Here is a 14,477-nt window from a genome sequence, read left to right as displayed (position 1 = left end):
CAGCCTACTTTGTCCCGGCACCGCATCCGCTGCCGAGTGCCCGGACGGGCGCGGAGAGCCACATCACGGTGGCGCTCCGCGCGTTCCCTGCCCGTTCCCGCCCGTGTGTCCGTCCGGGTCCCCGCCCGTTTCCTCCCGGCCCGCCGGTCAGCCGTTCGAGGGGTCGCCGCGGGTGTACGTCAGACGCTGGACCTGCCCGTCGGCGCCGACGTTCTTGACCTCTTTGCCGTTGACGAACAGTTGCACGGCCCCGGCGTTGCCCAGGACGAGGTCGATGCGCTTGTTGTCCGTGAAGGTGCGGGAGGCGCCCCGCTCCAGCACGCCCTCGTCGAGGATCTTGCCGTTGCCGTCCTTCGCCGACATCCAGGTCTGGCCGTTCTCGGCGGTCAGCTTCACGGTGACCTTGTTGGCGGGGACGCCGGCGATGGCGCTGGCGGACGCCTCGGCCTTGGGGTCGGTGGGCTTCTCCTGGGCCTTCTTCTTCGCGCTCGGTGCGACCGAGGGCTTGACGGTGGCGGGGTCGGCCGCCTCGGGGCCGCCCTTGGCGCCGCCGTTGAAGAGGGTGAAGCCCACGAAGCCGACGACGGCGACGATGGCGGCCACCATGGCCGCCGTCCAGTTGGGCCGCCGGGGCTCGGGGCGGATCCGCTCCGCCTCGAACATGGGGGCGGCCGGGGTGGGCACGGGGCGGCCGCCGTGCTCGGCGTCGTACTGCGCCACCAGGGGTTCGGCGTCCACGCCGACGGCCCGCGCCAGGGTGCGGATGTGCCCCCGCGCGTAGACGCGGCCGCCGCAGCGGCTGAAGTCGTCCTGTTCGATCGCGTGGATGATCGGGATGCGTACGCGGGTGGAGGAACTGACCTCGTCCACGGTCAGTCCGGCATGGATGCGGGCCTGCTGGAGGGAGCGTCCGACGGAGGGCCGGTCGTCCGGCCGGTCGTCGCCCTCTGGTGAATTGCCGATGGACACGTGGGCGCCTTTCGAGCGTGCAGCCACCTGCTGGAGATTCAGTCTAGGGGGCATGCGAAACGGTCGGGCAAGCGGGAAGCCGGACTTTGTAGGCCATCAGAATGCTCTGGCGTAACGGCGATGCCACATCGCCCCTCCCCCCTCGCTCAACTGCGACCGGGCCCGAGGGAAACGGCCTGGCCGGGGGTGTCCGCCGGCCTACGGGGTCCCGCCCCTGATGACCGCGAGGATCCCGTCCAGCTCCTCGGGCTTCACCAGCACGTCGCGCGCCTTGGAGCCCTCGCTGGGGCCCACGATGTTGCGCGACTCCATCAGGTCCATGAGTCTGCCCGCCTTCGCGAATCCCACACGCAATTTCCGCTGGAGCATCGACGTGGAACCGAATTGTGTGGTGACCACCAGTTCGGCCGCCTGGCACAGCAGGTCCAGGTCGTCGCCGATCTCCTCGTCGATCTCCTTCTTCTGGGCCGACCCGACGGTGACGTCCTCGCGGAAGACGGGCGCCATCTGCTCCTTGCAGTGCTTCACCACGGCCGCGATCTCGGCCTCGGTGACGAAGGCGCCCTGCATCCGGACCGGCTTGCTCGCGCCCATCGGCAGGAAGAGGCTGTCGCCCTTGCCGATGAGCTTCTCGGCGCCCGCCTGGTCGAGGATGACGCGGCTGTCGGCCAGCGAGGACGTGGCGAACGCCAGCCGGGACGGCACGTTCGCCTTGATCAGGCCGGTGACGACGTCGACCGACGGGCGCTGGGTGGCCAGCACCAGGTGGATGCCGGCGGCACGGGCGAGCTGGGTGATACGGACGATGGAGTCCTCGACGTCGCGCGGGGCGACCATCATCAGGTCCGCCAGCTCGTCCACGATGACCAGCAGGTAGGGGTAGGGCGACAGCTCCCGCTCGCTGCCGGGCGGCGGCGAGACACGGCCGGCGCGTACGGCGGCGTTGAAGTCGTCGATGTGCCGGAAGCCGTAGGCGGCCAGATCGTCGTAGCGCAGGTCCATCTCGCGCACCACCCACTGGAGGGCCTCGGCGGCCCGCTTGGGGTTGGTGATGATCGGGGTGATCAGGTGCGGGATGCCCTCGTAGGCGGTCAGCTCGACACGCTTGGGGTCGACGAGGACCATCCGCACGTCCTCCGGGGTCGCCCGCATCATCACCGAGGTGATGAGGCAGTTGATGCAGGACGACTTGCCGGCGCCGGTGGCACCGGCCACCAGGACGTGCGGCATCTTCGTGAGGTTGTGCGAGACGTAGCCGCCCTCGACGTCCTTGCCCAGGCCGACGAGCATGGGATGGTCGTCGCCCGCGGCCGCCGCCAGGCGCAGGACGTCGCCCAGGTTGACCATCTCGCGGTCGGTGTTGGGGATCTCGATGCCGACGGCGGACTTGCCGGGGATGGGGCTGATGATGCGCACGTCGGGGCTGGCCACGGCGTAGGCGATGTTCTTGGTGAGGGCGGTGATCCGCTCGACCTTCACGGCGGGGCCGAGCTCGACCTCGTACCGGGTGACCGTCGGGCCGCGGGTGAAGCCGGTGACCGCCGCGTCCACCTTGAACTCGGCGAAGACGGTGGTCAGCGCCGCCACTATGGCGTCGTTGGCCGCGCTGCGCGCCTTGCCCGGCCCGCCGCGCTCCAGGAGGTCCAGGGAGGGCAGCGCGTACGTGATGTCGCCGGCGAGCCGGAGCTGCTCGGCCCGTGCGGGCAGCCCGCCGTCCGGCTCGGGCGCGGGCTTGGTCAGGTCCGGCACGACACCGGTTTCCCGAACGGACGTACGACTCGTGGCGGCGGCCGGCCCGTCCGCGCCGGGGCCGGGCTCGTCCGCGGCGGGGGCGGCGCCCCGGCGGCCCGCGGCACGCCCCGTGTCGGTGGAGATGCCGCTGCTGAGGCCGGCGACGACGGGGGTGGGCGGGATGCCGTGGACCAGCGCGCCGTCCACCGAGACGGCGGCGGCCGCGGCGGCGTCCACCGCGTCCATCTCCCGGTCGGCCGCCGGGACGGCCTTGCGGCGCGGGGCGCGGCGGCGCTCCAGCGCCTCCTCCTCCGCCGCGGCGGGGTCGCCGGCCTCGGCCGCCGTGCGCCGGGGCCGGCGCCGGGCGGGCGCGGCGTCCCGCCACTCCGCGTCGTAGTCGTCCGCCTCGTCGTGGCCGGCGCCGGGGACGTACTCGCCGGGGCGCGGCTCGACGACGCCGAGCCGGATGCCGAGCTCGCGCAGGCGGCGCGGGATGGCGTTGACGGGCGTGGCGGTGACCACCAGCAGGCCGAAGACGGTCAGCAGGGCGAGCAGCGGGACCGCCAGGATCTCGCCGACCGTGTAGACGAGGGGCTTGGAGGCGGCCCAGCCGATGAGGCCGCCGGCGTCCTGGAGGGCCTGCGAGCCGTCGCCGCGGCCGGGCGAGCCGCAGGCCACGTGCACCTGGCCGAGGACGCCGACCACCAGCGCGGACAGGCCGATGACGATCCGTCCGTTGGCCTCGGGCCGCTCGGGGTGGCGGAAGAGCCGGACGGCGATGACGGCCAGCAGTATGGGCACGACCAGGTCGAGCCGGCCGAAGGCGCCCGTGACGAGCAGCCTTATGAGGTCGCCGACCGGGCCGTGCAGGCTGGACCAGGTGCCGGCGGCGACGACGAGGGCCAGGCCGAGCAGCAGCAGGGCCAGCCCGTCCTTGCGGTGCGCGGGGTCCAGCCCCCGGGCGCCGCGGCCGACGCCGCGGACCAGCGCGCCGGCGCCGTGGGCGAGGCCCCGCCCGATGCGCCGGGCCGCGCCGGGGCGCGGCGGCGGGGCCGCCTTCTTGGCGGGCGCCCTGCGGACGGGGGGACGGCCGGCGGGCCGGGCGGGGGACTTCTTGGCGGGCGCCTTCGCGGCGGACTTCGCGGGCGCCTTGCGGGCCGTGCTCCCCGAGCGTCCGGCGCGCTGCGTGGAGTTGCCCGCCGTGCTCTGGGAACCCTTGCCGGACGTACGTGAGGCCATGATGCCGAGGTTACCGGTGTCCGTCGTGCGGTACACGCGGGGTCAGGCGTTCACCCGTTCGTGTCGCCACGGGTCCCGGCACGGCCGCTGACGTGACGTCAGGGCCGGTCAGCCCTGGGAGGGCAGGGAGCCGGCGGTGCTGCTGCCGGTGCCCGGCTCCAGGGCGTCCAGCGCGCGCCGCAGCCCCGTGAGCTTGCGCTCCAGATGGGCGGCGGTGGCCACGGCGGCGGCGTCGGCGGACTCGTCCAGCTGCTTGGACAGCGCCTCGGCCTGCTCCTCGACGGCGGCCAGCCGGGCCGAGAGCTCGGCCAGCAGCCCGGCCGACTCCTGGGGCTCCACCGCGCCGGCCCGCCCGGACGAGCCGCTCTCCAGCTGCAGGCGCAACAGGGCGGCCTGCTCGCGGAGCTGGCAGTTCTTCATGTACAGGTCGACGAAGACCGACACCTTGGCGCGCAGTACCCACGGGTCGAAGGGCTTGGAGATGTAGTCCACCGCACCCGCGGCGTAGCCCCGGAAGGTGTGGTGCGGGCCGTGGTTGATCGCGGTGAGGAAGATGATGGGGATGTCCCGGGTCCGCTCCCGCCGCTTGATGTGCGCCGCGGTCTCGAACCCGTCCATTCCGGGCATCTGCACGTCCAGCAGGATGACCGCGAAGTCGTCCGTCAGCAGCGCCTTGAGCGCTTCCTCCCCTGACGATGCCCGCACCAGTGTCTGATCGAGCGCCGAGAGGATGGCCTCCAGCGCCAGCAGATTTTCCGGCCGGTCATCGACCAGGAGGATCTTGGCCTTCTGCACCATGGCCCGTCCTCCTCGCCCCGGCATGGGGCCTCCCCTGCTCGAAGAGCTCGGGGAGGCGCCGGGCGCCGCCCCCGGGGACGACTCCCTTGCGCCGCCCGTCCTTGTGCCGGTCATGGTAGCCGCACCCCGCCTGTCACCACACCCTGTCACCGCGATGTCACTGTGCACGTAGCGGGAACGCGGCAGGGGACCAGAAGGTTCCCCGGTGCCCGCGCTCCCACACCTGTCGGCACCGATCCCCACAGTACGTCGTCAAACGGTGACGACCGTTCCGTACCCGCCTCACGGGGTCCGCATCCACTGCTGCATCACCGTCAGCAGGTGGTCGGTGTCCACCGGCTTGGTGACGTAGTCCGACGCGCCCGCCTCGATGCTCTTCTCCCGGTCGCCCTTCATCGCCTTCGCCGTCAGCGCGATGATGGGCAGCCCCGCGAACTGCGGCATCCGGCGGATCGCCGCGGTGGTCGCGTAGCCGTCCATCTCCGGCATCATGATGTCCATCAGCACCACCGCGACGTCGTCGTGCTGCTCCAGGACCTCGATGCCCTCCCGGCCGTTCTCCGCGTAGAGCACCGACAGGCCGTGCTGCTCCAGCACGCTGGTGAGGGCGAACACATTGCGGATGTCGTCGTCGACGATGAGCACCTTCTCGCCGTGGAAGCCCCCGTCGAACCCGCCGCCGAAGCCGCCCCCGAAGCCGCCGCCGGGCACCTCCATGGGCACCTCCGCCGGTCCGTACGGCTCGGCCGTGCCGGCCTCGGGCGCACGGGCGACGAGCGACGCCGCCTCGGCCGCCGCCAGCGCCGCCGTCCGGCCCGCCGCCTGCGCGGCCCGCCGGCGGCGCAGCGACATGCCCGCCGCCTGGCGCGCGGGCTGCCCCTGCGCGCCCTCCGGCATGCCGAGCTGCCCGCCGTCCGCCTCGTGCGCCGGCCCCTCGCCGTCCTCGGTCGCCGGCCCGTAGCCCTGCGGCGGCAGTTCGCCGGGGTTGAGCGGCAGGTACAGCGTGAAGGTCGAGCCGCGGCCCGGCTCGCTCGCGGCGTGGATCTCGCCGCCCAGCAGCCGGGCGATCTCCCGGCTGATGGACAGGCCCAGGCCCGTACCGCCGTACTTGCGGCTCGTGGTGCCGTCCGCCTGCTTGAACGCCTCGAAGATGACCCGCATCTTGCTCGCGGCGATGCCGATGCCCGTGTCGGTCACCGAGAAGGCGATCATCTCGGCGTCCGCGTCGCGCAGCGCGCCCGCCTCCAGCAGCTGCTCGCGGATGTTGTCGGGCACGTCCGTGCCGGCCGGCCGGATGACGAGCTCGACGGCGCCCGTGTCGGTGAACTTCACCGCGTTCGACAGCAGGTTGCGCAGCACCTGGAGCAGCCGCTGCTCGTCGGTGTGGAGGGTGGCCGGCAGCTCGGGCGAGACCCGCACCGAGAAGTCCAGGCCCTTCTCCGCCGTCAGCGGCCGGAAGGTGGCCTCCACGTAGTCGACCAGCTGCACCAGGGCGATGCGGGTCGGGCTGACGTCCATCTTGCCCGCCTCGACCTTCGACAGGTCGAGGATGTCGTTGATCAGCTGCAACAGGTCGGAGCCGGCACCGTGGATGGTCTCGGCGAACTCCACCTGCTTCGGCGACAGGTTGCCCTCGGGGTTGTCGGCCAGCAGCTTGGCGAGGATGAGCAGCGAGTTCAGCGGCGTGCGCAGCTCGTGCGACATGTTCGCCAGGAACTCCGACTTGTAGCGCATGGAGACCGCGAGCTGCTCGGCGCGCTCCTCCAGCACCTGCCGCGCCTCCTCGATCTCGGTGTTCTTCACCTCGATGTCGCGGTTCTGGCGCGCCAGTCGCTCCGACTTCTCCTCCAGCTCGGCGTTGGAGATCTCCAGCGCCTTCTGCCGGTTCTCCAATTCCGCCGACCGCTCGCGCAGTTGCTCGGTGAGCTCCTGCGACTGCATGAGCAGCACCTCGGTCTTGGTGTTGACGCTGATGGTGTTGACGCTCGTGCCGATCATCTCGGCGATCTGGCTGAGGAAGTCCTTCTGGATCTGCGTGAACGGCTGGAACGAGGCCAGCTCGATGACGCCGAGGACCTGCCCCTCGAAGAGCACCGGCAACACGATGACGTGGGCCGGCGGCGCCTCGCCCAGGCCGGAGGAGATCTTCAGGTAACCGGGCGGGGCGTTCTCCACCAGGATGGTGCGCTTCTCCTTGGCCGCCGTCCCGATGAGCGACTCGCCCGGCCGGAAGGACGTGGGCATCGAGCCGCTGGAGTAGCCGTACGAGCCCAGCATCCGCAGCTCGTAGTCGTCCGGGTCCATGGGCTCGCCGCCCTCCTGCGGCCCGGTGGGCATCGCCAGGAAGAACGCGCCGTGCTGCGCCGAGACCACCGGCGTCAGCTCGCTCATGATGAGCTGGGCGACGTCCTCCAGGTCGCGGCGGCCCTGCATCAGGCCGGAGATGCGGGCGAGGTTGCCCTTGAGCCAGTCCTGCTCCTTGTTGGCGAGCGTGGTCTCGCGCAGGTTGGCGATCATCGTGTTGATGTTGTCCTGGAGCTCCAGGATCTCGCCGGCCGCGTCCACCTCGATCTTCAGGTTGAGGTCGCCCCGGGTCACCGCGGTGGCCACCTCGGCGATGGCCCGCACCTGACGGGTCAGGTTGCCGGCCATCTCGTTGACCGACTCCGTCAGGTCGCGCCAGGTGCCGTCCACGTCGCGGACCCGCGCCTGGCCGCCCAGGATGCCCTCGGTGCCCACCTCACGGGCCACCCGGGTCACCTGGTCGGCGAACGAGGACAGCTGGTCGACCATCGTGTTGATGGTCGTCTTCAGCTGGAGGATCTCACCCCGCGCATCGATGTCGATCTTCTTGGTGAGGTCGCCCTGCGCGATGGCGGTCGTCACCATGGCGATGTTGCGGACCTGGCCGGTGAGGTTGGAGGCCATCGAGTTGACGGACTCCGTGAGGTCCTTCCAGGTGCCGCTCACGCCGGGTACGCGCGCCTGGCCGCCGAGGATGCCGTCGGTGCCCACCTCGCGGGCCACACGCGTGACCTCGTCGGCGAACGACGACAGTGTCGTCACCATCGTGTTGACGGTGTCGGCCAGCTGCGCGACCTCGCCGCGCGCCTCCACCGTCACCTTCTTCGTCAGGTCGCCGTTGGCCACCGCGCCCGCCACCTGGGAGATGTTGCGCACCTGGGTGGTCAGGTTGTTGGCCATCAGGTTGACGTTGTCGCTCAGGTCCTTCCAGATGCCCGTGACGTCGCGCACCCGGGCCTGGCCGCCGAGCCGGCCCTCCGTGCCCACCTCGCGGGCGACGTTGGTGACCTGCTCGGCGAAGTCCGACAGCTGGTCGACCATGGTGTTCACGGTCGTCACCAGTTCGAGGATCTCACCCTTGGCGTCGACGGTGATCTTCTTCGACAGGTCGCCCTTGGCGACCGCCGTGGTGACCTCCGCGATGTTCCGGACCTGCATCGTCAGGTTGTTGGCCATGAAGTTGACGGACTGCGTCAGGTCCTTCCAGGTGCCCGACACGCCCTGCACCTCGGCCTGGCCGCCCAGGATGCCCTCGGTGCCCACCTCACGGGCGACCCGCGTCACCTGCTCGGCGAACGACGACAGCTGGTCGACCATGGTGTTGAGGGTGTTCTTCAGCTCCAGGATCTCGCCCCGGGCGTCCACATCGATCTTCTGCGACAGGTCACCCCGCGCCACCGCCGTGGCCACCTGGGCGATGTTGCGGACCTGGGCGGTGAGGTTCCCGGCCATGCCGTTCACCGAGTCCGTCAGGTCCCGCCACACGCCCGCCACGCCGGGCACCTGCGCCTGACCGCCGAGCCGGCCGTCGGTGCCCACCTCGCGGGCCACCCGCGTCACCTGCTCCGCGAAGGCCGAGAGCTGGTCGACCATCGTGTTGATCGTGTTCTTCAGCTCCAGGATCTCGCCCCGGGCGTCCACATCGATCTTCTGCGACAGGTCACCACGCGCCACCGCCGTCGTCACCTGGGCGATCTGCCGCACCTGCGAGGTGAGGTTGCCCGCCATGAAGTTGACCGAGTCGGTCAGCTCCTTCCACGTGCCGCTCACGCCCGGCACGCGCGCCTGACCGCCCAGGCGGCCCTCCGTGCCCACGTCCCGCGCCATCCGCGTGACCTGGTCGGCGAAGGCCGACAGCTGGTCCACCATCGTGTTGACGGTGTTCTTCAGCTGGAGCATCTCGCCGGAGACGTCGACCGTCACCTTCTGCGACAGGTCACCGTTGGCGACGGCCGTCGTCACCTGCGCAATGTTGCGGACCTGGCCGGTGAGGTTGCGGAACGCGGTGTTCACCGAGTCGGTGAGGTCCTTCCACGTGCCCGCCGCACCCGGCACCTGCGCCTGACCGCCGAGCTCGCCCTCGACGCCGATCTCGCGCGCCACCCGCGTCACTTCGGCACCGAAGGACTGGAGCTGGTCCACCATCCCGTTGACGGTGTTCTTCAGCTCCAGCATCTCGCCGGAGACGTCCACCGTCACCTTCTGCGACAGGTCACCGTTGGCGACGGCCGTCGTCACCTGCGCGATGTCCCGCACCTGCGCGGTGAGGTTGCGGAACGCCGTGTTCACCGAGTCGGTGAGGTCCTTCCACGTCCCCGCCGCACCCGGCACCTGCGCCTGACCGCCCAGCCGCCCCTCGGAGGCGACCTCGTTGGCCACACGCGTCACCTCGTCGGCGAACGTCCGCAGCGTCTCCGTCATCTGATTGATGGTCTCCGCGAGCTGCGCCACCTCGCCGCGCGCGCTCACCGTGACCTTCTGCGACAGGTCGCCATTGGCCACCGCCGTCGTCACCTGGGCGATGCCGCGCACCTGTGCCGTCAGGTTGCCCGCCATCAGGTTCACCGAGTCGGTCAGGTCCATCCAGACCCCGGCCACGCCCGGCACCTGCGCCTGACCGCCCAGCTTGCCCTCGGTGCCCACCTCACGGGCCACCCGCGTCACCTCGGACGCGAACGAGGACAGCTGGTCCACCATCGTGTTGACGGTGTTCTTCAGTTCCAGCATCTCGCCGGCCACGTGCACCGTGACCTTCCGCGACAGGTCGCCCTTGGCGACGGCCGTCGTCACGAGCGCGATGTCACGCACCTGGGCGGTGAGCCGCGACGCCATGGTGTTGACGGAGTCCGTCAGGTCCTTCCACGAACCCGACATACCGCGCACCCGGGCCTGACCGCCCAGCTTGCCCTCGGTGCCGACCTCGCTCGCCACCCGCGTCACCTCGTCGGTGAACGCCGACAACTGGTCGACCAGCCCGTTGACCGTCCGCCCCACCTTCAGGAACTCGCCCCGCAGCGGGTGCGCCGCCCCCTCCGGCCCCTGCGACCGCAGGTCCATGCGCTGCTCCAGGTCGCCGTCGGCCACCGCCGACAGCACCCGCCCCACCTCGGACACCGGCCGCACCAGGTCGTCCACCAGCGCGTTGGCGGCGTCGATCGCCGTCGCCCACGCGCCCTCGCACGCGCCGACCTCCAGCCGCTCGGTCAGCCGGCCCTCCCGGCCCACCACCCGCCGCACCCGCGCCAGCTCACCCGTGAGCTGCAGGTTGCGGTCGGCGACCTCGTTGAACACAGCGGCGATCTCGGCCATCACGCCGTCCCCGGACACCGTCAGCCGCCTGCGGAAGTTCCCGTCCCGCATCGCCTCCAGGGCGGACAGCAGCCGGCTCAGGGCAGCGGAGTCCACCTCCGTCGTCCCTTGGGGCCGGGACCGTCCGCCCTTCGCGCGCGTGCTTGCGCCTCGCGCCGCTGCGCCAGACTCCACCGTGTCCCTCCCGCAGGGTCGATCGTCGCCTCTCGGGCTTCCGCTTCGAGCTTTCCCAGTGTTTCACTTCCGGAGCACGGAAGCTGTTGCCAGTCGGAGCGTAACCATGCGGTCGCACCGGCCCGGCCCGCACACCCCGCGGCCCCCCGCCTTTGTCCACAGGGTCGCCCACCACCTGCGCGGACGGTTTAGCCTGGCGGACGAATCGACGTCACCGGAAATGGGCACAGACTCGGGGGAGCAATGAGAGGCCAATGAGGAGTGCTGTGATCACCGCGCGGGCTGCCGCCACTTTCGAGCCGGTCGGACGCTCGGTCGCCGCCGCACGGGCCTTCGTCCGGGACGCCCTCCAGGGCTGGGGCTTCCCCGACGTCATCGACGACGCCGTCGTGCTCACCAGCGAGCTCGTCACCAACGCCGTCGTCCACGCCGGCACCCACGCCGACGTCCTGTGCGCGCGCACCGACAGCGGCGTCCGCATCGAGGTCTCCGACCGCTACCCGGAGCGCGAGCTCCCCGTGCACAACCCCGGCGCACGCACCGCCGGCATCGACCGCGAAGGCGGCCGCGGCCTGCTGCTCTGCGCCGCCCTCGCCTCCCGCTGGGGCGTCGAGTACAGCGCCACGCAGAAAACGGTCTGGTTCCACCTCGACCTGCCCGACCGCCCCGCCGGCACCCGCTCCGCCGGCCCCGCGCTGCCCGCCGAGGCCCTGCCCGTCGCCGACGCCCGGGTCCGCGTCGCCGTCGTCCAGATCGACCGCACCGGCTGCATCACCGCGTGGAACGACGACGCCCACGCCCTCTTCGGCTTCACCGCCGACCAGATCACCGGCAAACCCCTCGCCGACCTCGCCGCCTGGCCGCACACCCCCGGCACCTCCACCGGCATCGCCGACGCCCTGCGCCTGTCCCGCTGGGAGGGCTCCTACGGCATAAGAGGCGCCGACGGCCGCGTCATCCCCGTCTACGCCTCGCACCTCCGCGTCCGCGACACCACCGGCGCCCCCTCCACCGTCTGCCTGCTCGTCCGCGACGACGAACGCGCCGTCCTGCAGAGCCCCACCCGCAACAGCAGCGGCGACACCGGCAGCGAGCGCGGCACCGCCACCGACCCCTTCGAGGTCTTCATCGGCTCCCCCGCCCCCGACGACCTCGACGGCCTCCTCCAGCGCACCGTCGAACGCGCCCGCGACATGCTCGACGGCGACGCCGCCTACCTGCTCCTCGCCACCGACGACGAGACCGAGCTCGAGGTCCGCGCCTCCACCGGCCTGCCCTCCGCCCGCCAGCGCTTCGCCCGCGTCCCCGTCGAGGCCGGCACCGGCCGCTACGGCTCCGCCCGCATGCCCGCCGTCCACGACGACCTCAGCGCCGTCCCCGGCGCCGTCCCCCTCCTCAACGACACCGGCATGCGCTCCGTCGTCACCGTCCCCCTCAAGGTCGAGGGCCGCCTCACCGGCTCCCTCGGCGTCGCCGCCGAGGCCCCCGGACGCTACGGCAACGAAGAGGCCCTGCGCCTCCAGTTCGCCGCCGACCGCATCGCCCTCGCCGTCGAGTCCGCCCGCCTCGGCGAGCTCGAACGACTCCGCCGCGGCTCCCTCTCCTTCCTCGTCGAGGCCTCCGACCTCCTCGCCGGCACCCTCGACCGCGACCAGACCCTCGCCCTCATGGCCCAGATGACGGTCCCCACGCTCGCCACCTGGTGCGCCGTCTACACCATCGCCGACCAGTCCTCCGAACCCGAGCTCTCCTACGTGCTGCACGAGGACGAGGACCGCATCGACGGCCTCAAGGCCCTGCTCTCCAGGGTCGCGCCGCCCGACCCCGTACCCACCCCCGGCGCCCGCGTCTGGACCGCCCCCGCCGAAGCCGCCCACTCCGCCGCCCTGCGCACCTCCCTGCGCACCGTCGGCCTCAACGACAACGCCCACCTGCTCAACGGCCCCAGCACCTCCTTCGCCACCGCCGCGGCCGTCGGCGGCGAGACCGTCGTCCTGCCCCTCGTCGCCCGCAACCGCGTCATCGGCATGCTCACCCTCGGCAAACCCACCGACGACCACTTCCGCCAGGAGATCCTCGAACTCGCCGAGGACCTCTCCCGCCGCGCCGCCCTCGCCCTGGACAACGCCCGCCTCTACAGCGAGCGCACCGCCATCAGCCAGAGCCTCCAGCGCAGCCTCCTCCCACCCGGCCTGCCCGACGTCCCCGGCATGGAGGTCGACGTCATCTACCGCGCCGCCGGCGAGGGCAACGAGGTCGGCGGCGACTTCTACGACCTCTTCCCCATCCGCGACGGCGCCTACGGCTTCGCCATCGGCGACGTCTGCGGCACCGGACCCGAAGCCGCAGCCGTCACCGGCCTGGCCCGGCACGCCCTGCGCCTCCTGGCCCGCGAGGGCTTCGACGGCCCGGCCGTCCTCCAGCGCCTCAACGCCGCCATCCTCGACGAGGGCGCCCGCAGCCGCTTCCTCACCCTCCTCTACGGCGAGCTGCGCCCCCAGCCCGACGGCAGCGCCGAACTCAAGGTGGTCTGCGCCGGCCACCCGCTGCCGCTGCGCCTGCGCCAGGACGGCACGGTCGAGCCGGCCGCCGAACCGCAGCCGCTGCTGGGCGTCATGGACGACCTGGAGCTGTACGAGCAGACGGTCACCCTCGACCCGGGCGACGTCCTCCTGTGCGTGACGGACGGCGTCACGGAGCGCCGCGAGGGCACGCGCATGCTCGGCGACGACGGCCTCACCGAGGTCCTCACCACCTGCACCGGCCTCACGGCGGGCGCGGTGGCGGCGCGCATCCTCCGCGCGGTCGAACGCTTCGCCATGGAGCCGCCCTCGGACGACATGGCCATTCTGGCCATGCGAGTGCCCGAGCAGCTGCCCGAGCACCCGTGAACGGGCAACGCAAAAAGGTGAGGCCCCCGCCGATCGGCGGGGGCCTCACCCTTTTCTTGAGCCCCAAAACGGAATCGAACCGTTGACCTTCTCCTTACCATGGAGACGCTCTGCCGACTGAGCTATTGGGGCCGGCAACGAGATAAAGCATACCCGATGTTCGGACGTGTCTGTGACCGCCGGCTAGGCGGCCGCCGCGGGAAGGGCTCCGCCAAGGGCATTGCACGCGGCGACGAGCCGCTGGAGTTCACGCCGTGACTGTGCCTCGTGCAGCGGCAGCGCAAGACATTCCGCCGCGGCCCGCTCGGCCTCGGGCAGCCACAACTCCCGCTGGAACGGGGGAAGTCGATGAACGGGTGTGGGTACGGGCACGTGGGCCCGCACGCCCCGGGCGCGGAGCGCGCGGGCGAACACGTCCCGGTCGGGACGGCCGTTGCCGGGGACGCGCACGACGTACGAGCTGTAGCAGTGCACCGTACCGGGCGCCGGAGTGGGCGTGATCACACCGGTGAGGTGGGTGTTGAGATAGGCGGCGTGGTGACGGTGGCCGGGGCGAGGGCCTAGGTCGGCGGGGTCCGGTTGACCGAGGAGGAGAAGCCCGTGCCGGCCGGCCAGCGCTCCGAGACCTTCGAGGTCGGCGGGGTGACCGAAGAGCGCGACAGCGACAACGGCGGCCGTACGGGACGTGATCGCCTCGGCCGCGGCGGCGGGGTCGATACAGAAGGTGCCGGGGTCGATGTCGGCGAACACGGGCCGGGCGCCGGCGCGTTGGACCGCCAGGGCCGGTTCGGCGGGGGCGAAGGAGGGGACGACGACTTCGTCACCGGCGCCGATGCCCGCGGCGGTGAGCCTGGCAGTGAGGGCGCGACCGTCCTGGTCTTCCGTGGCCATGCGGGGAGACTTCCCGCGACACGTTAACGAGGGATGACAGCCCACGGCGGCGCATGCAAACAAAAAAGCTCGGGTGTCTGAACCGTAGTTCAGACACCCGAGCTTTGAATGATTGTTCGGCGGCGTCCTACTCTCCCACAGGGTCCCCCCTGCAGTACCATCGGCGCTGAA

Annotated in this window: 6 protein-coding genes and 1 tRNA gene; 1 reads left to right on the top strand and 6 read right to left on the bottom strand. The window is 71.7% G+C overall.

From position 1 onward, the window contains the following. Window positions 1-147: 147 nt before the first annotated feature. The 4 genes from IE305_RS00035 to IE305_RS00020 form a co-directional block, all read right to left on the bottom strand. Window positions 148-969 (bottom strand): helix-turn-helix domain-containing protein, encoded by an 822-nt coding sequence (locus tag IE305_RS00035; RefSeq protein WP_190127237.1) that lies wholly within the window; start codon window positions 967-969, stop codon window positions 148-150. A 198-nt stretch (window positions 970-1,167) separates the two neighbouring features. Continuing rightward, entirely contained in the window at window positions 1,168-3,939 is a 2,772-nt protein-coding gene (locus tag IE305_RS00030) for a DNA translocase FtsK (protein WP_190127236.1), read from the bottom strand. 108 nt (window positions 3,940-4,047) lie between these two features. Continuing rightward, the gene (locus IE305_RS00025) at window positions 4,048-4,737 is read right to left on the bottom strand and encodes a response regulator (RefSeq protein WP_190127235.1); all 690 of its coding nucleotides are present in this window, start codon (window positions 4,735-4,737) and stop codon (window positions 4,048-4,050) included. A gap of 282 nt (window positions 4,738-5,019) precedes the next feature. Beyond that, window positions 5,020-10,524: a hybrid sensor histidine kinase/response regulator gene (locus IE305_RS00020; protein ID WP_190127234.1), complete on the bottom strand. Its 5,505-nt coding sequence runs from the start codon at window positions 10,522-10,524 to the stop codon at window positions 5,020-5,022. 254 nt (window positions 10,525-10,778) lie between these two features. Here IE305_RS00020 and IE305_RS00015 point away from each other — a divergent pair, with 254 nt between their 5' ends. Next, window positions 10,779-13,415, top strand: coding sequence for a SpoIIE family protein phosphatase (locus IE305_RS00015; RefSeq protein ID WP_190127233.1), 2,637 nt, complete (start codon window positions 10,779-10,781; stop codon window positions 13,413-13,415). Between the two features lie 59 nt (window positions 13,416-13,474). Here IE305_RS00015 and IE305_RS00010 read toward each other — a convergent pair. Further along, window positions 13,475-13,547 (bottom strand) — tRNA-Thr (locus tag IE305_RS00010). Between the two features lie 51 nt (window positions 13,548-13,598). Then, the gene (locus IE305_RS00005) at window positions 13,599-14,306 is read right to left on the bottom strand and encodes a DegT/DnrJ/EryC1/StrS family aminotransferase (protein WP_190127232.1); all 708 of its coding nucleotides are present in this window, start codon (window positions 14,304-14,306) and stop codon (window positions 13,599-13,601) included. Between the last annotated feature and the right edge of the window lie 171 nt (window positions 14,307-14,477).

It is taken from the genome of Streptomyces mashuensis (assembly GCF_014654785.1).
GTDB classification, from domain to species: domain Bacteria; phylum Actinomycetota; class Actinomycetes; order Streptomycetales; family Streptomycetaceae; genus Streptomyces; species Streptomyces mashuensis.
The sequence above is the reverse complement of the archived record's forward strand: the minus strand, read 5'-3'. Positions and strand labels throughout refer to the sequence as shown.

Excerpts from the sequence above, each read along its gene's own strand:
- IE305_RS00015 (WP_190127233.1), top strand. The coding sequence starts at position 10,779 with ATGAGGAGTGCTGTGATCACCGCGCGGGCTGCCGCCACTTTCGAGCCG.
- IE305_RS00030 (WP_190127236.1), bottom strand. The coding sequence starts at position 3,939 with ATGGCCTCACGTACGTCCGGCAAGGGTTCCCAGAGCACGGCGGGCAAC.
- IE305_RS00025 (WP_190127235.1), bottom strand. The coding sequence starts at position 4,737 with ATGGTGCAGAAGGCCAAGATCCTCCTGGTCGATGACCGGCCGGAAAAT.
- IE305_RS00005 (WP_190127232.1), bottom strand. The coding sequence starts at position 14,306 with ATGGCCACGGAAGACCAGGACGGTCGCGCCCTCACTGCCAGGCTCACC.